We start from the raw sequence: 20,742 nt of genomic DNA on the forward strand, positions 1-20,742 counted from the left end.
CGTATTGACCGATCGGCGGCCTTTTGGTTTTTGATTGAAGCACCATATCTATCGTCACCGAATCGCAAGCAGCTGGAGTGCCGCATCATGAACGACATGAAAGACCGCCAGGAGGGTTTCGAGCGCAAGTTCGTGCTGGACGAGGAACAGAGATTCCGGGCTGTCGCCCGGCGCAACAAGCTGCTTGGCCTGTGGGCCGCCGAAAAGCTTGGCAAGAGCGGCGCCGAAGCCGACGCCTACGCCAAGGAAGTGATCAATTCCGACTTCGAGGAAGCCGGCGATCACGACGTCTTCCGCAAGATCCGCAAGGATTTCGACGCCGCCGGGGTCGCGCAGTCGGACCATCAGATCCGCCGCACCATGGAGGAACTGATGGCGACCGCAGTCGAGCAGATCAGGAACGCCTGAACCGGCCCGGCCGCCTGGCGGTCGTTGCCTGGCTCAATCACCGCCCGCATCTAGCGGGCGGTTTTTCTTTGCCTTTCCATGGTTTTCCGGGCGAAACTGGAATCAATTCAGGAAGGCCAGGCTCACGAGGAAGACGAACATGACGCTGAAAGCACGGCTGGCGGCCGGTGAAACCCTTTACACGGCCTGGTCGGGCGTGCCCGATGCCCTGACGGTGGAAATCGTCGCCCGGCAGGGGTTTGATGCCATTACCCTCGACATGCAGCATGGCGGCCATACCGAAGACAGCGTGCTGCGTTCGGTCCCGGTGCTCCAGGCGGCGGGCAAGCCGGTGCTGGTGCGCATTCCGGTCGGGCGCTTCGACATGGCGAGCCGAGCGCTCGATTTCGGCGCCGAGGCGGTGATCGCCCCGATGGTGAATTCGGTGGCCGATGCCCAGGCCCTCGCCGCCGCCATGAAATATCCGCCGCTCGGCGGGCGCTCCTGGGGGCCGACCTTTGCCTTCCCGCGCCACGGCCGGGGCGACCAGGCCGAGTGGCTGCACGAAAGCAACCACCGCACGCTGGCCTTCGCCATGATCGAGACGCGCGCCGCTCTGGATGCGCTGGACGACATTCTCGCCGTTCCGGGCATCGACGGCATCTTCGTCGGCCCGTCCGACCTGTCCATCGCCTGGACCAATGGCGGCACCGTCGATTCGACGCTGGAAGCCATGATGGAGACGGTCGCCACGATTGCCGCGCGGGCGAAGGCGGCCGAAAAATACACCGCGATCTACATCGTCAACCCGGCGATTGCCGGCCGGATGGCGAAGATGGGCTATGGGCTGCTGGCCATGGGCGCGGAACATACGCTGATCGAGATCGGCGCCAGGACGCTGCTGGCCGATGTCAGGAAATCGGTGAACGGCAAATAGCGGCCGGCGGCCGGAAGAAGCCGCTGCCGGCTACAGTTGCGCCATGAATTGCGCGAACACCATCGACCCTTCCGGCCATGGGCCGTGGCCGGAGGCGGTGTTGATGTGGCCGGCCTCGCCGGCATCGATGAACAGCGATCCCCACGCCTTCGAAAGGTTGTGCGCCACCTCGAAGCCGCAGAAGGGATCGTTGCGGCTGGCGATCATGATCGACGGAAACGGCAGCCTGCCGCGCGGGTAGGGGCCGAAGGTCATCAGGTGGCGCGGCCGGATAGCCGGGTTGGCGACGTCGGGCGGCGCCACCAGCAACGCGCCGGCGATGGCGTTGGAGAGTTGCGGCAGCGCCTGGATGACTGCCGGCACGCCGAGCGAATGGGCGACGACGACCACAGGCTTGACGGCTTCGTTCACCGCCTTGGCTACATTGGCCGTCCAGTCGGCGACCACGGGCTTCGACCATTCGGCCTGCTCGACGCGGCGCGCGGTGGAGAGCCGTCCTTGCCAACGGGTCTGCCAGTGATCCGGGCCGGAATTGGTGTAGCCCGGCACGATGAGGATGTCTGCGTCCTTGACTTTCATGGCGCGCATGTAGCCGCCCGATGGGTGGCGCGCAACGCCGGTCTCGATGAGGATGGCAAAAAGGTGAACACGATGTTCGCTTTTAGCTATCTTGTGTGAACGCTGGCGATGGTCGATCTAAAGGGGCAAGGAGCTACCCATGGGGGTGGCGCAATGGGCGTGCTGCCCAAGGAGCCCGTCATGAGCCAACTGCCTTTTGCCGCTACCACGCCCGTCAGCGTCGCCCGCGTCGGGCTCAAGGCCCGCGATGCCGACAGCCTCGCGAATTTCTACCGGACCGTCGTCGGCCTGCAGGAATTGTCGCGCGACGGCGAGACGATCACGCTGGGCTCGCCTGGCCGGCCGCTGCTGGTGCTGGAGCGCGACGCTGCCGCCAGGCCGGACGATCCGCGCGGCGCCGGCCTGTTCCACACGGCATTCCTGCTGCCTTCGCGCGCCGATCTCGGCCGCTTCATCAACCACGCGATCGCCGACGGCATCCGCATCGAGGGCGCTTCGGACCATATCGTCAGCGAGGCGCTTTACCTGACCGACCCGGAGGGCAACGGCATCGAAATCTATGCCGACCGGCCGCATGAAGGCTGGGCCTGGAACGACGGCATGGTCGAGATGGCGACCGCGCGCATGGACGTTCCGGGCGTCGTCGGCTCCATTCCCGCCGGCGACAGCGGCTGGCAGGGCGCGCCGGAAAACACCGTCGTCGGCCACGTACACCTGCGCGTCGGCAACCCGAACGAGGCGGAAAACTTCTGGCACCAGGCGTTCGGCTTCGACACGGTGGCGAAATACGGCGAGCAGGCGGTGTTCCTGTCCTCCGGCGGCTATCACCACCACATCGCCGGCAACATCTGGCAAAGCCCCGGCGCCGGACCCCGCGACCCCTCGCGCAGCGGCCTGTCGTGGGTCGAGTTGCGGTCGGCCGATGCATCGCTCGCCGGCGAAAAGCGCGACCCCTGGGGTACCGTGATCAGGACGGTGGCGGACAAAGCTGTGGCCGCGGCTTGAGTTGCTTTCCTCACCCCATTTACGGGGAGAGGATGCCGGCAGGTAGGGGAGGGGTGGCGCTCACTTGCCGGATCCCGGCGTTGCCCCTCATCCGGCCCTTCGAGCCACCTTCTCCCCGCGAACGGGGAGAAGAACGGGCGGCTGCCTTCTCTACCCGAACACGCGCTTGAAGATCGTGTCCACGTGCTTGGTGTGGTAGCCGAGGTCGAATTTCTCGCGGATTTCGGCTTCGGGAAGTGCGGCGGTGACTTCCTTGTCGGCCAGCAGTTCCTCCAGGAAATCCTTGCCCTGTTCCCACACCTTCATGGCGTTGCGCTGGACCAGCCGGTAGGCATCCTCGCGCGAAACGCCGGCCTGCGTCAGCGCCAGCAGCACGCGCTGCGAGTGGACGAGCCCGCGGAACTTGTTCATGTTCTTCAGCATGTTGTCGGGGTAGACCAACAGCTTGTCGACCACGCCGGTCAGCCGCGCCAGCGCGAAATCGAGCGTGACGGTAGCGTCTGGACCGATCATGCGCTCGACCGAGGAGTGCGAGATGTCGCGTTCGTGCCACAGCGCCACGTTCTCCATCGCCGGCATGGCGTAGGAGCGCACCATGCGGGCGAGGCCGGTCAGGTTTTCGGTTAGCACCGGGTTGCGCTTGTGCGGCATCGCCGACGAGCCCTTCTGGCCCGGCGAGAAATACTCTTCCGCCTCGAGCACTTCGGTGCGCTGGAGATGGCGGATTTCGATCGACAGCCGCTCGATGGATGAGGCGATGACGCCGAGCGTGGCGAAGAACATGGCGTGACGGTCGCGCGGGATGACCTGCGTGGAAACCGGCTCCGGCTTCAGCCCGAGCTTTTTCGCGACGTGCTCTTCGACGTACGGGTCGATGTTGGCGAAGGTGCCGACCGCGCCGGAGATCGCGCAGGTGGCGATGTCTTCGCGCGCGTGCACCAGCCGTTCGCGGGCTCGCGAGAACTCGGCATAGGCTTCCGCCAGCTTGACGCCGAAGGTGGTCGGCTCGGCATGAATGCCGTGGCTGCGGCCGATGGTGACGGTGTCCTTGTGCTCGAAGGCGCGCCGCTTCAGCGCCGCGAGCAGCGCGTCGAGGTCGGCGAGCAGCAGGTCGCTGGCGCGCGTCAACTGCACGGCAAGGCAGGTGTCCAGCACGTCCGAGGACGTCATGCCCTGGTGGATGAAGCGCGCGTCGGGCCCGACGAATTCGGCAAGATGGGTGAGGAAGGCGATGACGTCATGCTTGGTCACGCGCTCGATCTCGTCGATGCGCTCCACGTCGAACGTCGCCGCGCCACCCTTTTCCCAGATCGTCTTTGCCGCTTCCTTCGGGATCACGCCCAGTTCGGCCAGCGCGTCGCAGGCATGTGCCTCGATCTCGAACCAGATGCGGAAACGCGTTTCCGGCGACCAGATGGCAACCATTTCGGGCCGGGAATAACGCGGGATCATCTCTACGTCCTCAAGCTTGTCGGAAAGTCGCCTGCCTCCTAACAGAGCGGGCGGCAATGCTCAACGCGCGATGCGGCCCTTGGCGGGCTCCATGCACGGGCCGGGCTCAGAATTTGCCGGTCACCGCCATCCAGCGATGGTTCGGCCCCTCGAAGCCGACCTGTCGCACGGCAATCAGAACGGCATAGTGGCTCAGCCGGTTTTGCGTCGAAAAGGTCTGGATAGCCCCGATCGAATAGCCGGTCGGGCAGTTGCGGCTTTGCGGCAGCGCCTTGTCCTCGTGCACGATCACAGTCCTGCCGCCGTCGCTGGCGTCCACGCGCAGCAGGCGCAGGCCGGCGGCCTCGCCCATGCCGTGGCATTGCTCGGCCTCGCCGAAGGATAGAACTTCGAGCCGGAATTCGAGCGGCTTGTCGATGGCGGGGAAGACGGGCCGCGGGTTGACCGCCATGCGGTACGGGTCGGCGGACAGTTCGGTGATCGCGTTAAACCCGGCCGTATAGCCCGGATTGGCCGCAAGCTCGGCCTGTTTGACCACCGCCTCGCCCTTGTCGCGGGCCTGCCTGCGCGCATCAGCAAGCGAGGCTGCCTCGTCGTCGACGCGCACGCGGATCGGCGTTCCCTTCACGAAGGTGTCGGTGGCCGTGTCGATGTAATAGCGGTTGGCGTAGGGAAAGCCCGAGCCGTCCTGGATGCCGTATTCCTCGAAGGCGAAGACGCCGCCGTCCTTGCTGAAGCCGAGGATTTCGAGCTCCGCCGCATCGCCGGCCCCGGCCGCGCCGCCCATGCTCGCCACTATCAGAGCCGCGATTCCGGCCAGGGCGAGAAGGTGCCTGGTTCTTGCTGGGGTTCTTGCTGGGGTCATGGTTGCGCGCGTCCTTCGATCCGATGCATCCAATTACTAGCTCAACCGTTGTGACACGCAAATTCCAACGGAGAACGATCATGGCCGATACATCGAGCATTCGCGAGCATATGGAAGTAGTCGGCGCCGACGGCGTCCATCTCGGCACCGTCGACGGCATCGAAGGCGACCGAATCAAGCTGACGAAGAAGGACAGCGGCCAGGGCTCGCACCGGGGGCATCACCATTACATCCCCGCCAGCCTGATCGCGGAGGTCGACGGCGACAAGGTGTGGCTGTCGGCCAACGCCGATGTCGTCGCCGATGAGTTCGAGGAAGAAAAGAACGATCCGACCTGACCGGGTCAGAGCGACGACCACGCTGGAAAAAGGTCGCCTTCTGCCGGGGTGGCGGCAAAGACGCCGCGGCTGATGGCGCGGGCCATGGTCGCGCCGGCTTCGGCATAGAGGTGGATGGCGGCCTCGGCCGACAGCGCCACGCCGCTCTTGCCGGTGGCCAGCGCGAAGACGAGGTCGCCGTCGAACGGCGTGTGCGTCGGCCAGATGGCGCGCGCGAAGCCGTCATGGGCGGCGATGGCGAGCCGCTTCGCCGTCGCCTTGGGCAGCACCGCGTCGGTGGCGATGACGGCGATCGTCGTATTCGCCCCGGCCTGGCGGGCATTGAACTTGGTGCGAAGCGTGCGTGCGTCGTCCGGCATAGGCGAAGGGTAGGAGAGGCCGCCGAACTCACCACCGACCTCGAACGGGGCGGCCCAGAAATGTCTCGTCTCGCCAATGGTCACCGACCCCACCGGGTTGGCGGCCACCAGCGCGCCGATGGTTACGCCGTTCTCCAGCACCGTCGAAGCCGAGCCCAGCCCGCCCTTGAGGCTGGCCGTCAGCGCGCCCGTTCCCGCGCCTTCCGTGCCGATGGCGAAATCGGTCACGGCATTCCGGGCCGCCTCGTAGCCAAGGTCGCGATAGGGCGGATAGCGGTCCCATGCCTTGTCGCCGCCATTGGCGAGGTCGAACAGGATCGCGGCCGGCACGATCGGCACGCGAAAGCCGGCGACCTCGAAGCCGACACCTTGTTCGCGCAGCCAGGCCTGCACGCCGGAAGCGGCGTCGAGGCCGAAGGCCGATCCGCCCGACAGCACCAGTGCATGCACGGCCTCGACCGTGTTGTGCGGCGCAAGCAGGTCGGTCTCGCGCGTGCCCGGCGCGCCGCCCAGCACCTGCACGGAAGCCACCGTCGGCTCGTCGCACAGGATGGCGGTGACGCCGGATTTCAGCCGGGCATCGGCGGCGTTGCCGACGCGAAGGCCAGCGACGTCGGTAATCAGGTTCTTCGGCCCCGTGCGCACCATCAGTTCGTCTCCATCGCCACGAAGCGCGTTCCGTCGAAGCGGTAGACGCGGTAGGGGTTCTGGGTGAGGTCGCCCTTCTTGTCGAAGCGGACCGGGCCGATCGCCGTGGAGAAGTCGCTGCTGGAAAGCGTTTCGCTGAGGTTGCCGTTCGCGGACGCTTCGGCCGCGACGGCGATCTGCACCGCCGCATAGGCCGGCAAGGCATAGCCGTCCGGCTCGATCTCGGCGGCGGCGAAGGCGTCGAGCACCATCTTGTCGGCCACCTCGGCCCACTCCGGCTGCGCGATCATCAGCGTTCCGGTGGCGTAGGGCACGTCGCCATGGGCAGCGCGCAGCGCCTCGCCGCCGGCAAACACGATGTCGGCGCCAAGTTGCTGCGCATCGCGTCCCATGATGGCGACGTCGCTGCCGTCGCCGCCGACGAAGGCTTTCGTCGCGCCGGCCTTCCTCAGCCGTCCGACGAGGCCGATCTGGTTGTCCATCTGCGGCCGGAACGTGTCGACGAAGGCCGGCTTCAGCGCCGCCTGTTCGGCCGTGGCGCGGACGGTTTCGGCAAGCTCGCGGCCATAGATGGTGCCGTCGTCGATGACCGCGAACAGGTCGTCGCGCCATAGCCGGGTCACGATAGCGGCGGCGGCGTTGCGCTCGTCGTCGCCGCGCGCCGCCAGCCGGAACAGCGGCCAGCCGGTCTTCTCGCGCTGGTCGGTCAGGCTTTCGGTGCGCACGCCGACCGTGATCACCGGGATGCCGGCTTCCTTCAGGATCGGCAGCGCCGCCTCGATCGCCTCGGTGCAGAGGAAGCCGACGACGACGCTGGCCTTGGCCTCGGCGAATTTCTGCGCCGCAGCACTTCCGCCCTCGGCCGTGCAGGCGTCGTCGGCGACCATGAGCGTGGCGCCGTTGGCATTGGCCGCGAGGCTGGCCCCGGCTTCGATCTGCCGGCCGAGCAGTTCCGACGGTCCCGACAGGGGCGCGGCCACGCCGATCGTGCCCGACTGTGCCGCCGCGATGCCTGGAAGAAGGCCGGCGAGCACCGATGTCACGGCTTTGGCAAGATGCATCGGGGTAACATTCCTTTAGCCGGAACTGGCTATCCTGCAGCAAGAGGTAACGGCTGGATGGGTCTGGCGCAACACGCCAATTCCGGTGGCCGACGGCACCGTGCTTGTAGCCGATGGGTACGCGCCGTATATAACGGGTACGGCGTATAGCGGGAAATTACCGGTGCTGGTAAAAAATGACATTGGGCCGCAGGCCTATCGCGATGCGATGAGCCTGTTTGCCGGACACGTCCACATCGTGACCACCGACGGTCCCGCCGGCAGGCGCGGCACCACGGTGATCGCAGCCTGTTCGGTGTCGGACACGCCGCCGACGGTGCTGGTGTGCCTCAACCGCGAGAACCCCCGCAACGACCTGTTCGTCGAAAACGGCCGCTTCGCGCTCAACACGCTCACCTCGCATCACAAGGCCCTGTCGGTCGCCTTTTCCGGCCTGACCGGCCTCGGCATGGAAAAGCGCTTCGAACTCGGCCGCTGGGACACCATCGCCACCGGCGCGCCGACGCTGGCCGATGCGCTGGTGGTCTTCGATTGCGAAGTGATCGATACCAAGGACCTGGCCACCCATCGTGTGCTTTTTGGCAAGGTGACAGGCCTGCGCACCGGGGATAACGTCAAGCCGCTGATCTACCATGGCCGGGATTATCACGTCCTCTAGCATGGACGGCGCCCGGGAGAGACGATGACTGAACTGAAGCCGCGCGGGCTACCCCAATCCATCGACGAAACGCTCGATTTGCTGACCGCCTCGAACTACGTGGCGGATCGCGCGCTGGCGACGGTGCTGTTCCTGAGCCTGCGCATGAAGCGGCCGCTTTTCCTCGAAGGCGAGGCCGGCGTCGGCAAGACGGAGATCGCTAAGGTGCTGGCCGAGACGCTGGGGCGCCGGCTGATCCGCCTGCAATGCTATGAGGGCCTCGACGTCTCCTCGGCCGTCTACGAGTGGAACTACGCCGCGCAGATGATCGAGATCCGCATGGAGGAAGCCTCCGGTGCGGTCGAGCGCTCGGCCATGGAGCGTAACGTCTTTTCCGAAAAATACCTGATCCGCCGCCCCGTCCTCGACGCGCTGACCGGCAAGGCAGGTGCGGCCCCGGTATTCCTGATCGACGAACTCGACCGTACCGACGAGGCGTTCGAGGCGTTTCTCCTTGAAATCCTCTCCGATTTCCAGGTCACCGTGCCGGAACTCGGTACCATCCGGGCGGAGGAACCGCCGATCGTCATCATCACCACCAACCGCACCCGCGAAATCCACGACGCCCTGAAGCGCCGCTGTCTCTATCACTGGGTCGATTATCCCGATGCGGCGCGCGAACTGGAAATCGTGCGCGCCAAGGTGCCGCAGGCAAACAGCCGCCTGTCGGCGCAGGTGGTTTCCTTCGTGCAGAGGCTGCGCCAGATCGACCTGTTCAAGGTGCCGGGCGTCGCCGAGACCATCGACTGGGCTGGTGCGCTGACCGAACTCGACAAGATCGCGCTCGATCCCGAAACCATCTCCGATACCATCGGCGTACTGCTCAAATACCAGGACGACATCGCCCGCATCGGCCAGGGCGAAGGCCACCGCATCCTCGACGAGGTCAAGGCCGAGCTTGCGGCGGCGGAGTAGGCCATGGCTCCGGTTCGCGGCAGGCTGTTACCCCCACCCTTGACCCCTCCCTACAAGGGGGAGGGGGATTCTGGTGCGGCGCTTGCGATTTCTCTCTCCCTTGTGGGGAGGGGTTAGGGGTAGGGGCATGACAGGCGCTGCACCCATCACCGTCGCACGGCCCGATCCCGAAGGCCGTATGGCCGACAACATCGTCTATTTCGCGCGGGCGCTGCGCAAGGCCGGCATGCGGGTCGGCCCGGCTTCCGTCAAGGATGCCATCGAGGCGGTGCTGGCGGCCGGCATCGGCGACCGCGACGATTTCTACTGGACGCTGCATTCCGTGCTGGTTTCGCGCCATGAGGACCATGCCGTCTTCGACGAGGCGTTTCGCCTTTACTGGAAGTCGCGCGAACTGGTCGAAAAGATGCTGGCGATGTTTTCGCCGGTCGCTCCCGACAGGCGCGAGCGGGTGAAGCCGCGCGCCGCCGAAAACCGCGTCAGCCAGGCGCTGTTCGAGGGGCAGCAGAAAAACCGGCCGCCGCGCGAGGTGCCGGAGATCGAGGTCGATGCGCGCTTTACGGTCTCGGGCGACGAGGTGCTGCGCGGCAAGGATTTCGCGCAGATGAGCGCCGCCGAGATCGCCCAGGCGAAGAAGGCGATCTCAGAACTGCGGCTGCCCTTCGACATGGTCATGACCCGGCGCTTCAAGCCGGACCCGCATGGCCGCCGCGTCGATCCGCGCGCCATGATGCGCTCGGCGTCGCGAATGGGCGGCGAACTGATCCTGCCGAAATTCCGCTCGACCCGGCAGGTGCATCCCCCGCTGGTGGTGCTGGCCGACATTTCCGGCTCGATGAGCCAGTACAGCCGCATCTTCCTGCATTTCCTGCACGCGCTCACCGAAAAGCGGCGGCGTGTGCACGCCTTCGTCTTCGGCACCCGGCTGACCAACCTCAGCCGCCAGATGCGCCACCGCGACCCGGACGAGGCGCTGGCCGACTGCGCGCTGGCGGTCAAGGACTGGTCGGGCGGCACCCGCATCGGCGAGGCGCTGGCCGAGTTCAACCGGCTGTGGTCGCGCCGCGTGCTGGGGCAGGGCGCCATCGTGCTTTTGATCACCGACGGGCTGGAGCGCGACGATGTCGAGGGGCTGGCCGGCGAGGTGGAGCGGCTGCACAAATCGTGCCGGCGGCTGATCTGGCTGAACCCGCTGCTGCGCTTCGACGGCTTCGAGCCGCGAGCGCGCGGCGTGCGCGCCATGCTGCCGCATGTCGACGAGTTCCGCGCCGTCCACAATCTCGATGCGCTGGCCGACCTCGTCGCCTCGCTGGACAAGCGTTCGGCGCAGGCGGTCGATCCCCGCCGCTGGCTGGAGCCTGCGGCGAGGTTCGCGGCATAAAGTGCTGTTTCCTTTGGGAGAACGGATATGGAAAACAATGCAGCCCTGGACGAAGCCCGCGATCCGCTGGTGATCGCGGAGAACTGGCTGGATGCCGGCCGTCAGGTGGCGATCGCTACCGTGGTGCAGACCTGGGGCTCGGCGCCGCGCCCGGTCGGCTCGCATCTGGTCATCGATGCCGAAGGCAATTTCGAGGGCTCGGTTTCCGGCGGCTGCGTCGAGGGCGCGGTGGTGACCGAGGCGATGGAGGTGCTGGAAAGCGGCAAGGCGCGCATGCTCGAATTCGGCGTCGCCGACGAAACCGCCATCCAGGTCGGGCTTTCCTGCGGCGGCACCATCAAGGTCTATGTCGAGCGGCTGGGATAGGATCCGGCAGGTGGTTTTGCCGGGTGCGTTTTGCGGGAGGTTGAGATGGATGTTGCGACACTGAAAACCGTCAATGCGGAGCGCCGCGCCCGCCGCGCGGTGGTGCTGGTGACCGACCTCACCGACGGCGGCGACCGCATCGTGCACGAGGGCGACACGGTTGCCGGCGAACTCGGCGAAGCGGTGAAAAGTGCGTTCCGCAGCGGCAAGTCGGGCGTGGTCGAGGCCGACGGCAAGAGCTTTTTCCTCAATGCGCACCTGCCGCATGCGCGCCTCGTCATCATCGGCGCGGTGCATATCAGCCAAGCGCTGGCGCCGATGGCGGAGATCGCCGGCTATCCGGTCGAGATCATCGATCCGCGCACCGCCTTTGCCAGCGAGGAGCGGTTCCCCGGCATCGCGCTCTATCCCGAATGGCCGCAGGATGTGCTCGAAAAGCGGCCGCTCGATGCCTATACCGGGCTGGTTCTCGTCACCCACGACCCCAAGATCGACGATTTTCCGCTGAAGGCCGGGCTTGATGCCGGCTGCTTCTATATCGGTGCGCTCGGTAGCCGCAAGACCCACGCCAAGCGGGTTTCGCGCCTCACCGCCATGGGTGCCACGGCCGAGCAGATCGAACGTATCCATGCGCCGATCGGGCTCGACATCGGCGCCGCCAGCCCGGCCGAGATCGCGGTCGCCGTCCTGGCGCAGGCGATCCGGGCGCTGCGCACGCGCGGCCTCGACGGCCAGCGCGAGGCCAAGGGAGAAGCGGCATGAAGTTCGGGCCAGTGCCGGTCGGGGAAGCCGAAGGCGCCATCCTCGCGCATTCCACCGTTGCCGGCGCCAAGCGCTACCGCAAGGCGCACCTGCTGACCGCCGAGGACGTCGAAATCCTGCGTGAGGCGGGGTTCGAGGAGGTCATCGTCGCCGTGCTCGACGACGACGACATCGAGGAGAACGCCGCCGCCGATCGCTTGACCGAGGTCCTGAGCTTTTCCGGCGCGACGGCCAAGCCGGCCGCCACCGGCCGCGTCAACATCTTCGCCGACACCGACGGCATCTTCACCGTGGACCGGGCGCTGGTCGATGCGGTGAACCGCGTCGATCCGGACGTGACGTTGGCGACGCTTGCCGAATTCGCGCCCGTGGTTGCCGGCCAGATGGTGGCGACGGTGAAGATCATCCCCTTCGCCGTCAAGCAGCCGGTGCTGGACAAGGTGCTCGAACTGGCCGGCGGCCGGCAGGCCTTCGCCGTCCACGCCTACCGGCCGCTGTCGGTCGCGGTGGTGCAGACGGTGCTGCCCTCGATCAAGGCGAGCGTGCTCGACAAGACGCTGCGGGTGACCGAGGAAAGGCTGGCGCGCTCCGGCAGTTCGGTCGTTGTTGAGAAGCGTACGCTGCATGCCGCCGCCGATGTCGCCCGCGCCATCGAGGAGCTTGCGCCGCAAAGCGACATGGTGCTGGTGTTCGGCGCTTCCGCCATGAGTGACCCGGAGGACGACGTCATCCCGGCCGCGATCAAGGCATCGGGCGGCCATGTCTACCGCTCCGGCATGCCGGTCGACCCGGGCAACCTGTTCGTGCTGGGCGAGCGCGAGGGCAAGCCGGTCTGGGGCGCGCCGGGTTGCGCGCGAAGCCCCAAGGCCAACGGCTTCGACTGGGTGCTGGACCGCCTGACCGCGCGCCTCGGCCTTACCGCCGACGATATCGCCGGCATGGGCGTCGGCGGCCTGCTGATGGAAATTCCGACCCGGCCGCAGCCGCGCGAGCCGCTGCCGGTGCCGCTGCGCCCGCAGGTGCCGGTGGTGCTGCTGGCCGCCGGCCGCTCCAGCCGCATGGGAGGGCCGAACAAGCTGCTCGCCTCGTTCGATGGCAAGCCGCTGGTCCGCCGCGCGGCCGAGACCGCGCTCGCTTCGAAGGCAGCGGGGGTCGTCGTCGTCACCGGCCACCAGCGCGAGCGGGTGGAAGAAGCCCTGGCGGGGCTAGGCGTGAGCTTCGCCTACAATCCGGATTTCGCCACCGGGCTGGCGTCGTCGCTGAAGGCGGGGATCGCCAATGTGCCCCAGGACGCCACCGGGGCGATGATCGTGCTCGGCGACATGCCGGGCATCGCCGATATGGACATCAACCGGCTGATCCGCGCTTTCGCCAAGGGCGAGGGCAAGTCGGTGGTGCGCGCCACGCATGAGGGCCGGCGCGGCAACCCCGTCATCCTGCCGCGAAGCCTGTTCGGCGCGGTCGCGCATCTGGAAGGCGATACCGGCGCGCGCCATCTGGTCGAGGCGGAAGGGCTCGACGTCATCGACGTGGAGATCGGCGAGGCGGCGGCGGTCGATGTCGATACGCCCGAGGCGATGAGCCGCGCCGGCGGCATACTGCAAGGGTGATCTTCGCGCGTTGACAAGCGCGCGCCGCCAACGCATGCGTTGGCCATGCGCTTTTTCGTTTCCGGCTCTGGCGGCCTTGTGGACGGCAGTTTACCCCCACCCCTGACCCCTCCCCACAAGGGGGCGGGGAATCCGGTACGGTCTTCCGTTGCCCATTCCCGCAAATCGGCACCGGTAGGGCCGCAGCGCCTTCCCCTTCCCCCTTGTGGGGAGGGGGCAGGGGTGGGGGTAAGGACCGGCGCAGCTACACTTTCGCCCGGCAAAAACCGGCAAGTCAGCCGGCGCGCGCGAAGGATCGCAGCCTTGGCCGTGTCCGCGCTGCTGGCATTCTCGGCCGCCCCGGCTTCGGCCGAAGCGCTAAAACCCTTCAAGGACGCCCTGTTCGCCTATCCCGCGGAACTGTCGAGCGGCGACAGCGGCCGCTATCGGGTGATCGACTATCGCGAGTTGCGCGACATCAACGAGCGCGATCAGGTCCCCGAGCGGCGGGCATGGGCGAAATATGTCGATACCGGCGTACGCTCGGTGCAGAAGGACCTTGTCCTCAACACGGATTCGGGCGCCGTCCGCCACGTCGCGGTAGGCAAAAGCGCCGGGGCTGCCGTCATCGTGCTTTACCTGCACGGGCAGGGCGGTTCGCGCAAGCAGGGCGTGGACGACTTCACCTTCGGCGGCAATTTCAACCGCATCAAGAACCTGATGGCGGCGAACGGCGGGCTCTATCTGTCGCCGGATTTTTCCGATTTCGGAGACAAGGGCGCGGCCGAGATCGCCGCCCTCATCGACCACTATGCCGGGCAATCGCCCGGCGCGAAGATCATCGTCGCCTGCGGCTCGATGGGCGGGGCGCTGTGCTGGAAGCTCGCCGGGCGCAAAGACACCGGCGGCCGCATCAGCGGGCTGATGCTGCTCGGCTCGCTGTGGGACGAGAGCTTCTTTTCCAGCCCCGCCTTCAGGCGCAAGGTGCCGGTGTTTTTCGGCCAGGGCAGCAAGGACACGGTATTCCCGGTCGAGAACCAGGAAGCCTTCTTCCGTTCCATTCTGGCGAAGTCGAAAGCCTATCCGACGCGCTTCGTGCGGTTCGAAACCGGCACGCACGGCACGCCGATCCGCATGACCGACTGGCGCGAGACACTGAACTGGATGCTGTCGGCCGCGCCCTGAGGCTCAGGGCGGGGTATTGTAGTCGAGCACGGTTTCGGGGTTGTTCTGGCCGTCGAACGAGGCGTCTACGTCGAACTGCACCAGCGAGAACTGGCCGTTTCTGAACAGCCAGGTACCCGAGGTCCCGGCATCGCCGACGCCGCGCCATTTGTTGTTCGAGGTGATCGACCTGGTGGCGTCGTCATAGCTGGAATTGACCAGCCGCTCGTCGGCCTGGAAGCCGACGATGCCGACCGACTCGACCTTTTCCTGATTGTCGGGGTTCTCATAGCGGATATCGAGTTCCGGCGTGGCGAACTGCACCTGCCGCAAGGTGTCGGCATCGGTCGAGAGGTAGTAGACGGCGCTTTCGTTATAGGCGCCCATGGAGCAGAAGAAGCGGAACAGGCGCGCCGCCTTCTCGTCGTTGCCGCTGCCGTCGCCAGCGGTGTCGGTGTAGTGGATGACATGTTCCTCGGGCTCGCCGGCGGCCGAACCATCGGGCCGTGTCGCGTCGCACTGGCTGGCATAGTCGATGGCAAACATCGCCTTGGCGCGCTCCAGCACCGTATCCTTCTTGGGCAGCGGCGGCCCGTCGCCGCAGGTGGTGGGGACGGCGTCCTCGAAGGCGGCGGTCGAGGGCTTCAGTTCGCCCTTTTCGATATGGATCGGGTTGAACGGCGGGCTCTGGATCTCGCCATTGACCTGCCGCAGCGTGTAGCAGCCGGCGAATATCTTTTCGCTGCCGTCGGAGGCGACGGCGCGCACGGCGACCGGAACGGTGAAATAGATGCTGCCGGCCGCCCCCTCGCTGGCCTCGCCGCCGGTCTTGATGTCGACATGGTCGGTGCCATCGAACCCCTTGATGTAGGTGTCGAAATCCTTGGCTGGCTTGTCCTCGCCGAAATAGTCCCAGGCGCGGGCGTATTCGTGGCGGTTGACCGCGTTGTAGAGCGAGTTCAGCACCGCCTCCGGTGTGGAGCGGTCGTCCAGATAGGGCAGTTCGGCCGCCAGGACTGGCGTTGCCGCCATCAGGCCGAGCGCTGTGGCCAAGGATGCGGCGAGGGGATTGTTCATCGCGAATCTCCGCTGTGTCCGTCCGATGGTAATGCCGATTGCGGCGTGGCCGTGGCGCTTGAAGGATCAGGCCCCAAAGCGCTACGACGAGGCGGCGGCGAAGCAAGCCGCATCAGGAGAAATTACCGTGACCATTTCCATGTACGAGGCCAGCGTGCCTGTATTTTCCACCCGCCTGAAGGCCCTTTCGAAGGTGCTGGCGATTGCCGAGAAGAATGCCGCCGACCGCAAGATCGATCCGCAGGTGTTCATCGGTGCTCGGCTGGCGCCCGACATGTTCGCGCTGGCACGGCAGGTGCAGATCGCGACCGACCACGCCAAGGGCGCACCCTCGCGGCTGGCCGGCCGCGAGGTGCCGAAATACGAGGACAGCGAAACCACCTTCGCCGACCTGCAGGCGCGCATCGAAAAGACGCTTGCCCATCTGGCCACCTTCTCGGCGAAGGACATCGACGGTTCGGACGGCAAGTCGGTCAGCCTCAAGCTCGGTGGCCAGGAAATGACCCTGACCGGCCTGCGCTACCTGCTCGACGTCGCGATGCCGAATTTCTACTTCCACGTCACCACCGCCTACGACATCCTGCGTCATAACGGGGTGCCGATCGGCAAGGGCGACTATCTCGGTACGCGTTGAGCAGCCCTTGCCCCAGCACTAGCCGCGCATCGCCGTTTCACGGGCGATGCGCGGAAAATCGGCGGGCTTGACCCGGATGTCGGTGCGCTCGGCGTTGCTCATCGCGTTCAGCAGCGCAAGGGCGGCGCGGTAGCGCGCTTCGTCCTGCGGGCGGGGGCGGGAAAACAATTCAGTGAGGAACGCCATGTCTAGGCTCCGTGTTGTTCCTCCCGTGCCTCGCATATAGGCGCTTTGTGACGATTGTGCAGTGCAGCATAGGTCGCGATCGTTAAATTTTTCGCAAGGCCGCGTATCCATTCTTAACGGCGAGGCTCTATCCGTCGCGAGGGTGCGTCTGCCACCGGCGCAGCGGGGTGCAAGAGGAGGCTGGAATAGCCAGCAGGGGTGAGAATTTCGCGGCCGTCCTCGACGGCCTTTTTCAGGCCCGCGAACTGGTCGAGCAGGCCGATGCCGGCCCGTCCGTGCGGCTGGACTATCTGGCGGTTGCCGACGAACTGCATTCGGGACGCATAACGGTTTCCACCGACGGGCTGGATGCCGAATACCGCGAGAATGCGCAGGCCATGTCCGACCTCGCGTCCGAGTTTGCCGCCTTCCTGGACCGCATGCAGCCCTTCGCCGAGGCCGGGCCCGGCCAGCCCGAGGAAAAGCTGCCGCCGGTCGACGCCGAATCGATCGCCGCCGAACTGGGGCTCGGCGGGGCCGCCACGCCGGTCGATTTCAGCCTGCTTCGCCGCAGCTTCGCGTTTTCCAACCATCCCGACCGCGTGGCGCCGCATCTGCGCCAACGCGCCATGGTGCGCATGCAGATCGCCAACATGCTGATCGACGACGCCAGGCGTAAGGCTCTGGCGGCTAAGCGCCGGTAACTGTCCCACAAGCAAATCCCCGCTGGCATGGCTGCTCGACCGGCGCTTCCTGCGCTATGAAGGCGGCAGGGGCGCGTGGCGCCGGCCATCACTGAGGGGTATTTCATGGCATTTCCCGTCGACAGCGTGCGCAAGGATTTTCCGGCGCTTGGCCTCAACGACGAAGGTCGCCGGCGCATCTATCTGGATAATCCCGCAGGCACGCAGGTGCCGCGCGCTGTGGCTGACGCCGTATCGGACTGCCTGCTTGCCACCAACGCCAATCTCGGCGGCTTCTTCACCACGACGCTTGCCGCGCAAAAGATCGTCGACGACGCCCATCAGGCGATGGCCGATTTCCTGGGAGCGGCCTCGCCCGAGGAAGTGATCATCGGCCCCAACATGACGACGCTGACCTATCATATGTCGCGCACGCTCGGCCGCGGCTTCATGCCGGGCGACGAGATCGTCCTGACCCGCATGGACCACGAGGGCAACGTCTCGCCCTGGCTGCAACTGGCCGAGGACAAGGGGCTGGTCGTGCGCTTCCTGCCGTTCGACCGGGAAACGTGGCAGGTGGAGGAGGCGGCCCTCGCCGAATTGCTCAACGAAAAGACCCGGCTGGTGGCGCTGAACCACGCCAGCAACCTGACCGGCTCGATCAACCGGGTGAAGGCGCTGACGGCCATCGCCAAGAAGGCCGGCGCGCTGGTCTATGTCGACTCGGTGCAGTTCGCGCCGCACGGCCTCGTCGACGTGCAGGATATCGGCTGCGATTTCCTCGCCTGCTCAGCCTACAAGTTCTTCGGGCCGCATATGGGCGTGCTGTGGGGCCGGCGCGACGTCGTCGCGGCGTTGCAGCCGTACAAGTGCCGTTGTTCATCCGACGCCCTGCCGGATCGGTTCGAACTCGGCACGCTCCAGATCGAGTTGTTGGCTGGCCTGTCGGCGGCCGTGGGCCATTTCGAGAAACTCGGCGCGGCAACCGGCGAAATGGGGTCGCGGCGGCAGAAGATCGCCGCCGCCTACGCCGCCTCGATTGCCTACGAGAACGAACTGGCGATGCGTCTGATCGACGGGCTTTCGGACATACCCGGGCTGACCATCCACGGCATCACCGACCCCGCGCGCATCGCCGAGCGGGTTCCGACCGTTTCCTTCACCGTCGAGGGAATCGTGCCGGAAACCATCGTGCGGCAGATGAATGCGGAAGGGATATTCGTATGGTCGGGCCACAATTACGCGTGGGAGGTCGTCCACCATCTCGGTATTCCGGCTGAAGATGGCGTCGTGCGCATCGGTATTGCGCACTACAACACGGCCAGCGAGATTGACGAGACGCTGGAAAGCGTCCATCGCATCATCGCCATGTTGCGGCAGCAACGTTAAACACCCTATCAGGAACAAGCCCTCTTCGACGGAGCCGGCATGCTGAGAGTGGAGAAGGTCAGGATCGACGACATCTATGTGCCGACGGCGCGCCGCAAGACCCTGCATCCCGAAACGGTGCGGCATCTGGCGGAGGACATTCTGGAAAACGGCATGAAGATGCCGATCCAGGTGCGCAACGACGGCAAGCGCTACGTCCTGGTCGAGGGGCTGCACCGGCTGGAGGCGGCGAAATGGCTGGGCGAAACCACCATCGACGCCTATCTGGTGCGGGCCAGGCAGCACTGAACAGGCGACGCCGGCATCAGGGCGGCAGCGGCCGCCCGGCCGGAAATGTTTGAAACGGATTTAAAGAAGAATGGCAGGGGTAGAACAGATCACGGTGGAGGCCGGCGAGGCGGGCATGCGGCTCGACCGCTGGTTCAAGGCCCATTATCCGGGCCTCGGCTTCGGCCATCTGCAAAAGCTGCTGCGCTCCGGCCAGGTGCGCATCGACGGCGGTCGCGCCAAGACCGATACGCGCGTCGAGCCGGGGCAGGTGGTGCGCATCCCGCCGCTCGACGTCGACAAGAAGGGGGCCGACGAAAACCTCACCGGCCATTCGATCCGCAACCAGGGCGATGCCGACGTGCTGCAGAAAATGCTGCTGCACGAGGACGACAAGGTTTTTGTCCTCAACAAGCCGGCCGGGCTGGCGGTGCAGGGCGGCTCTGGCGTTACCCGCAACGTCGACGACATGCTGGAAGCCTGGCGCAACAGGAAAGGCGAGAAGCCGCGCCTCGTCCACCGCCTCGACCGCGACACCTCGGGCGTGCTGGTCGTCGCCCGCACGCGGCTTGCGGCGATGAAACTCGCCGAGGCGTTCCGCGCCCGCGAGACGGAAAAGACCTACTGGGCGCTGGTCAAGGGCGTCCCGCCCAAGCGCGAGGACAAGATTTCCACCTGGCTGATCAAGGAGCAGACCCTGGACGGCGACCGCATGCGCATCGCCAGGCATGGCGAAAAGGGCGCCGACCATGCCATTTCCTTCTACCGCATCGTCGAGCAGGCGGCGCAGGCGCTGACCTGGCTGGAAATGCAGCCCTATACCGGCCGCACCCACCAGCTTCGCGTCCATGCCGCCTTCCTTGGCTGCCCGATCATCGGCGATCCGAAATATTTCGAGGCCGACACCAACTGGGAATTTCCGGGTGGCATCCAGAACCGCCTGCACCTGCATGCGCGCCGCATCGTCATTCCGCATCCGGACAAGGGCGTCATCGACGTGACGGCGCCGATGCCGCCGCACATGCGCCAGAGCTGGAACCTGCTCGGCTTCGACGAGGCGAGCGCCGAGGACTGACCCTGGTGGGACACGAGCCATGAGCCATTCCTCCGCCGCGCTCGATCGCCGCGACGCCGTCGATACGGCAGCCGCCCTCATCATGGTCGGCCTGACCTTTTCGTGGGGGCTGAACTACGTCGCGGCCAAGCTGTCCTATATCGGCTTCGATCCGGTGTTCATCTCGATCGCCCGCTCGGCGATCGGCGGCTCGCTAGTTTTCCTCTGGTGCCTGTGGCGCGGCATCCCGCTGTTCCGGCGAGACGGGACGCTTGTCGCCGGCATGGTCGTCGGCGTCCTGTTCGGGCTGGAGTTCCTGCTGCTCTATATCGGCCTCGAACGCACCACGGTGGTGCGCAACACGCTGCTGGTCAATGCCATGCCGTTCTGGATGCTGCTTGGCGCGCATTTCCTGCTGGGCGAGCATTTCACCCTGCGAAAGCTGACGGGGCTGCTGCTGGCCTTTGCCGGGCTGGTCGTCGTGTTTTCCGACAAGCTGAGCAGCGGCGGCGGCGAGGCGACCCTGCTCGGGGATGTGCTCAGCCTCGGGGCCGGCGTGCTGTGGGCGCTGTCCAACCTCGTCATCAAGCGCTCCACCAGCCTTGCCCGCACCAGCGCCGAGAAACTGCTGCTCTATCAACTGGCCGGCGCGGCAGTGGTCGGCATCCTGGTGATGCCGTTTTCGGGGCCTCCGATCCGGGACGTGGCGGCCGTTCCGGTCCTTGCCTTGCTGTTCCAGGGCACCTACATCGTCGCCTTCACCTACGTCGTGTGGTTCTGGCTGCTTGGCCGCTATCCGGCGTCCGGCCTGGCGAGCTTCGCTTTCCTCAGTCCAGCCTTCGGCGTATTGTGCGGAGCGCTGTTTCTCGGCGAGCCCCTGACGCCGCGGCTTTTCCTGGCGCTGGCGCTGATCGCCGCCGGCCTCATCGTCGTCAACCGGCCGCCGCGCCGCACGGTTCCGGTCTGAA

At 66.2% G+C, this 20,742-nt stretch carries 24 protein-coding genes; 17 read left to right on the forward strand and 7 right to left on the reverse strand.

Features of this window, described 5'->3' with window-relative positions:
• Positions 1 to 87: 87 nt before the first annotated feature.
• The gene (locus ACFOHJ_RS24395; RefSeq protein WP_378225682.1) at positions 88 to 408 is read left to right on the forward strand and encodes a DUF1476 domain-containing protein; all 321 of its coding nucleotides are present in this window, start codon (positions 88 to 90) and stop codon (positions 406 to 408) included.
• 139 nt (positions 409 to 547) lie between these two features.
• Entirely contained in the window at positions 548 to 1,324 is a 777-nt protein-coding gene (locus ACFOHJ_RS24400) for an HpcH/HpaI aldolase family protein (RefSeq protein ID WP_378225683.1), read from the forward strand.
• Positions 1,325 to 1,354: 30 nt separating this feature from the next.
• Here the strand turns inward: ACFOHJ_RS24400 and ACFOHJ_RS24405 are convergent, their stop codons facing one another.
• Positions 1,355 to 1,903 carry an RBBP9/YdeN family alpha/beta hydrolase gene (locus ACFOHJ_RS24405; RefSeq protein ID WP_378225777.1) on the reverse strand — a complete coding sequence of 183 codons (549 nt, stop codon included), beginning with the start codon at positions 1,901 to 1,903 and terminating at the stop codon, positions 1,355 to 1,357.
• A 180-nt stretch (positions 1,904 to 2,083) separates the two neighbouring features.
• Here ACFOHJ_RS24405 and ACFOHJ_RS24410 point away from each other — a divergent pair, with 180 nt between their 5' ends.
• Entirely contained in the window at positions 2,084 to 2,908 is an 825-nt protein-coding gene (locus ACFOHJ_RS24410; RefSeq protein WP_378225685.1) for a VOC family protein, read from the forward strand.
• A 150-nt stretch (positions 2,909 to 3,058) separates the two neighbouring features.
• On the opposite strand, the gene purB is transcribed toward ACFOHJ_RS24410, so the two are convergent.
• A complete protein-coding gene (gene purB / locus ACFOHJ_RS24415) occupies positions 3,059 to 4,360 on the reverse strand; it encodes an adenylosuccinate lyase (RefSeq protein ID WP_378225687.1) in 1,302 nt (433 codons plus the stop codon).
• A 106-nt stretch (positions 4,361 to 4,466) separates the two neighbouring features.
• A complete protein-coding gene (locus ACFOHJ_RS24420) occupies positions 4,467 to 5,225 on the reverse strand; it encodes a DUF2259 domain-containing protein (protein ID WP_378225688.1) in 759 nt (252 codons plus the stop codon).
• An 80-nt stretch (positions 5,226 to 5,305) separates the two neighbouring features.
• Here ACFOHJ_RS24420 and ACFOHJ_RS24425 point away from each other — a divergent pair, with 80 nt between their 5' ends.
• Positions 5,306 to 5,563 (forward strand): DUF2171 domain-containing protein, encoded by a 258-nt coding sequence (locus tag ACFOHJ_RS24425; protein ID WP_378225689.1) that lies wholly within the window; start codon positions 5,306 to 5,308, stop codon positions 5,561 to 5,563.
• 5 nt (positions 5,564 to 5,568) lie between these two features.
• On the opposite strand, the gene ACFOHJ_RS24430 is transcribed toward ACFOHJ_RS24425, so the two are convergent.
• Together ACFOHJ_RS24430 and ACFOHJ_RS24435 are read right to left on the reverse strand one after the other, a co-directional pair.
• Positions 5,569 to 6,570, reverse strand: coding sequence for a P1 family peptidase (locus tag ACFOHJ_RS24430; protein WP_378225691.1), 1,002 nt, complete (start codon positions 6,568 to 6,570; stop codon positions 5,569 to 5,571).
• The gene (locus tag ACFOHJ_RS24435; protein WP_378225692.1) at positions 6,570 to 7,631 is read right to left on the reverse strand and encodes a branched-chain amino acid ABC transporter substrate-binding protein; all 1,062 of its coding nucleotides are present in this window, start codon (positions 7,629 to 7,631) and stop codon (positions 6,570 to 6,572) included. Before ACFOHJ_RS24435 ends, ACFOHJ_RS24430 begins: the two co-directional genes overlap by 1 nt.
• A 163-nt stretch (positions 7,632 to 7,794) precedes the next feature.
• On the opposite strand from ACFOHJ_RS24435, the gene ACFOHJ_RS24440 reads away from it, so the two are divergent.
• From ACFOHJ_RS24440 to ACFOHJ_RS24470, 7 genes are all read left to right on the forward strand, one after another.
• Positions 7,795 to 8,289 carry a flavin reductase gene (locus ACFOHJ_RS24440; RefSeq protein ID WP_378225694.1) on the forward strand — a complete coding sequence of 165 codons (495 nt, stop codon included), beginning with the start codon at positions 7,795 to 7,797 and terminating at the stop codon, positions 8,287 to 8,289.
• A gap of 24 nt (positions 8,290 to 8,313) precedes the next feature.
• Positions 8,314 to 9,243: an AAA family ATPase gene (locus tag ACFOHJ_RS24445; RefSeq protein ID WP_378225696.1), complete on the forward strand. Its 930-nt coding sequence runs from the start codon at positions 8,314 to 8,316 to the stop codon at positions 9,241 to 9,243.
• 127 nt (positions 9,244 to 9,370) lie between these two features.
• Positions 9,371 to 10,624 (forward strand): vWA domain-containing protein, encoded by a 1,254-nt coding sequence (locus ACFOHJ_RS24450; RefSeq protein WP_378225698.1) that lies wholly within the window; start codon positions 9,371 to 9,373, stop codon positions 10,622 to 10,624.
• Between the two features lie 27 nt (positions 10,625 to 10,651).
• Positions 10,652 to 10,990, forward strand: coding sequence for an XdhC family protein (locus ACFOHJ_RS24455; RefSeq protein WP_378225700.1), 339 nt, complete (start codon positions 10,652 to 10,654; stop codon positions 10,988 to 10,990).
• A gap of 45 nt (positions 10,991 to 11,035) precedes the next feature.
• Positions 11,036 to 11,752: an XdhC family protein gene (locus tag ACFOHJ_RS24460; protein ID WP_378225701.1), complete on the forward strand. Its 717-nt coding sequence runs from the start codon at positions 11,036 to 11,038 to the stop codon at positions 11,750 to 11,752.
• Entirely contained in the window at positions 11,749 to 13,362 is a 1,614-nt protein-coding gene (locus ACFOHJ_RS24465; RefSeq protein WP_378225703.1) for an NTP transferase domain-containing protein, read from the forward strand. The genes ACFOHJ_RS24460 and ACFOHJ_RS24465 overlap by 4 nt, the downstream gene beginning before the upstream one ends.
• 303 nt (positions 13,363 to 13,665) lie before the next feature.
• Positions 13,666 to 14,526, forward strand: coding sequence for an alpha/beta hydrolase family protein (locus ACFOHJ_RS24470; protein WP_378225705.1), 861 nt, complete (start codon positions 13,666 to 13,668; stop codon positions 14,524 to 14,526).
• A gap of 3 nt (positions 14,527 to 14,529) precedes the next feature.
• Here the strand turns inward: ACFOHJ_RS24470 and ACFOHJ_RS24475 are convergent, their stop codons facing one another.
• Positions 14,530 to 15,582 carry a DUF1176 domain-containing protein gene (locus tag ACFOHJ_RS24475; RefSeq protein ID WP_378225707.1) on the reverse strand — a complete coding sequence of 351 codons (1,053 nt, stop codon included), beginning with the start codon at positions 15,580 to 15,582 and terminating at the stop codon, positions 14,530 to 14,532.
• A 127-nt stretch (positions 15,583 to 15,709) separates the two neighbouring features.
• Between ACFOHJ_RS24475 and ACFOHJ_RS24480 the strand changes: the two genes are divergently transcribed.
• A complete protein-coding gene (locus ACFOHJ_RS24480; protein WP_378225709.1) occupies positions 15,710 to 16,216 on the forward strand; it encodes a DUF1993 domain-containing protein in 507 nt (168 codons plus the stop codon).
• Between the two features lie 18 nt (positions 16,217 to 16,234).
• Here ACFOHJ_RS24480 and ACFOHJ_RS24485 read toward each other — a convergent pair whose 3' ends face one another.
• Positions 16,235 to 16,402 (reverse strand): hypothetical protein, encoded by a 168-nt coding sequence (locus tag ACFOHJ_RS24485; RefSeq protein ID WP_378225711.1) that lies wholly within the window; start codon positions 16,400 to 16,402, stop codon positions 16,235 to 16,237.
• A 167-nt stretch (positions 16,403 to 16,569) separates the two neighbouring features.
• On the opposite strand from ACFOHJ_RS24485, the gene ACFOHJ_RS24490 reads away from it, so the two are divergent.
• The 5 genes from ACFOHJ_RS24490 (at position 16,570) to ACFOHJ_RS24510 (ending at position 20,741) form a co-directional block, all read left to right on the forward strand.
• Complete coding sequence (locus ACFOHJ_RS24490; RefSeq protein WP_378225712.1) at positions 16,570 to 17,085, forward strand: hypothetical protein; 516 nt, start codon at positions 16,570 to 16,572, stop codon at positions 17,083 to 17,085.
• Between the two features lie 105 nt (positions 17,086 to 17,190).
• Positions 17,191 to 18,453, forward strand: a complete 1,263-nt coding sequence (locus tag ACFOHJ_RS24495) for a cysteine desulfurase-like protein (RefSeq protein WP_378225714.1) — start codon at positions 17,191 to 17,193, stop codon at positions 18,451 to 18,453.
• A gap of 39 nt (positions 18,454 to 18,492) precedes the next feature.
• A complete protein-coding gene (locus ACFOHJ_RS24500) occupies positions 18,493 to 18,741 on the forward strand; it encodes a ParB N-terminal domain-containing protein (RefSeq protein ID WP_378225716.1) in 249 nt (82 codons plus the stop codon).
• Between the two features lie 70 nt (positions 18,742 to 18,811).
• On the forward strand, positions 18,812 to 19,795 hold the full coding sequence (locus ACFOHJ_RS24505; protein ID WP_378225717.1) for an RluA family pseudouridine synthase: 984 nt from the start codon (positions 18,812 to 18,814) through the stop codon (positions 19,793 to 19,795).
• Positions 19,796 to 19,814: 19 nt separating this feature from the next.
• The gene (locus ACFOHJ_RS24510) at positions 19,815 to 20,741 is read left to right on the forward strand and encodes a DMT family transporter (RefSeq protein ID WP_378225719.1); all 927 of its coding nucleotides are present in this window, start codon (positions 19,815 to 19,817) and stop codon (positions 20,739 to 20,741) included.
• Position 20,742: the final 1 nt, after the last annotated feature.

This window comes from Aquamicrobium soli, from assembly GCF_042646345.1.
Classification (GTDB): Bacteria; Pseudomonadota; Alphaproteobacteria; order Rhizobiales; family Rhizobiaceae; genus Mesorhizobium; species Mesorhizobium soli_A.

Bases quoted from the DNA above. Each gene is read 5' to 3' on its own strand.
- ACFOHJ_RS24425 (WP_378225689.1), top strand. From the start codon at position 5,306: ATGGCCGATACATCGAGCATTCGCGAGCATATGGAAGTAGTCGGCGCC.
- ACFOHJ_RS24495 (WP_378225714.1), top strand. From the start codon at position 17,191: ATGGCATTTCCCGTCGACAGCGTGCGCAAGGATTTTCCGGCGCTTGGC.
- ACFOHJ_RS24445 (WP_378225696.1), top strand. From the start codon at position 8,314: ATGACTGAACTGAAGCCGCGCGGGCTACCCCAATCCATCGACGAAACG.
- ACFOHJ_RS24450 (WP_378225698.1), top strand. From the start codon at position 9,371: ATGACAGGCGCTGCACCCATCACCGTCGCACGGCCCGATCCCGAAGGC.
- ACFOHJ_RS24510 (WP_378225719.1), top strand. From the start codon at position 19,815: ATGAGCCATTCCTCCGCCGCGCTCGATCGCCGCGACGCCGTCGATACG.
- purB (WP_378225687.1), bottom strand. From the start codon at position 4,360: ATGATCCCGCGTTATTCCCGGCCCGAAATGGTTGCCATCTGGTCGCCG.
- ACFOHJ_RS24485 (WP_378225711.1), bottom strand. From the start codon at position 16,402: ATGGCGTTCCTCACTGAATTGTTTTCCCGCCCCCGCCCGCAGGACGAA.
- ACFOHJ_RS24500 (WP_378225716.1), top strand. From the start codon at position 18,493: ATGCTGAGAGTGGAGAAGGTCAGGATCGACGACATCTATGTGCCGACG.
- ACFOHJ_RS24505 (WP_378225717.1), top strand. From the start codon at position 18,812: ATGGCAGGGGTAGAACAGATCACGGTGGAGGCCGGCGAGGCGGGCATG.
- ACFOHJ_RS24475 (WP_378225707.1), bottom strand. From the start codon at position 15,582: ATGAACAATCCCCTCGCCGCATCCTTGGCCACAGCGCTCGGCCTGATG.
- ACFOHJ_RS24420 (WP_378225688.1), bottom strand. From the start codon at position 5,225: ATGACCCCAGCAAGAACCCCAGCAAGAACCAGGCACCTTCTCGCCCTG.
- ACFOHJ_RS24400 (WP_378225683.1), top strand. From the start codon at position 548: ATGACGCTGAAAGCACGGCTGGCGGCCGGTGAAACCCTTTACACGGCC.
- ACFOHJ_RS24465 (WP_378225703.1), top strand. From the start codon at position 11,749: ATGAAGTTCGGGCCAGTGCCGGTCGGGGAAGCCGAAGGCGCCATCCTC.
- ACFOHJ_RS24435 (WP_378225692.1), bottom strand. From the start codon at position 7,631: ATGCATCTTGCCAAAGCCGTGACATCGGTGCTCGCCGGCCTTCTTCCA.
- ACFOHJ_RS24405 (WP_378225777.1), bottom strand. From the start codon at position 1,903: ATGAAAGTCAAGGACGCAGACATCCTCATCGTGCCGGGCTACACCAAT.
- ACFOHJ_RS24460 (WP_378225701.1), top strand. From the start codon at position 11,036: ATGGATGTTGCGACACTGAAAACCGTCAATGCGGAGCGCCGCGCCCGC.
- ACFOHJ_RS24395 (WP_378225682.1), top strand. From the start codon at position 88: ATGAACGACATGAAAGACCGCCAGGAGGGTTTCGAGCGCAAGTTCGTG.
- ACFOHJ_RS24410 (WP_378225685.1), top strand. From the start codon at position 2,084: ATGAGCCAACTGCCTTTTGCCGCTACCACGCCCGTCAGCGTCGCCCGC.
- ACFOHJ_RS24455 (WP_378225700.1), top strand. From the start codon at position 10,652: ATGGAAAACAATGCAGCCCTGGACGAAGCCCGCGATCCGCTGGTGATC.
- ACFOHJ_RS24430 (WP_378225691.1), bottom strand. From the start codon at position 6,570: ATGGTGCGCACGGGGCCGAAGAACCTGATTACCGACGTCGCTGGCCTT.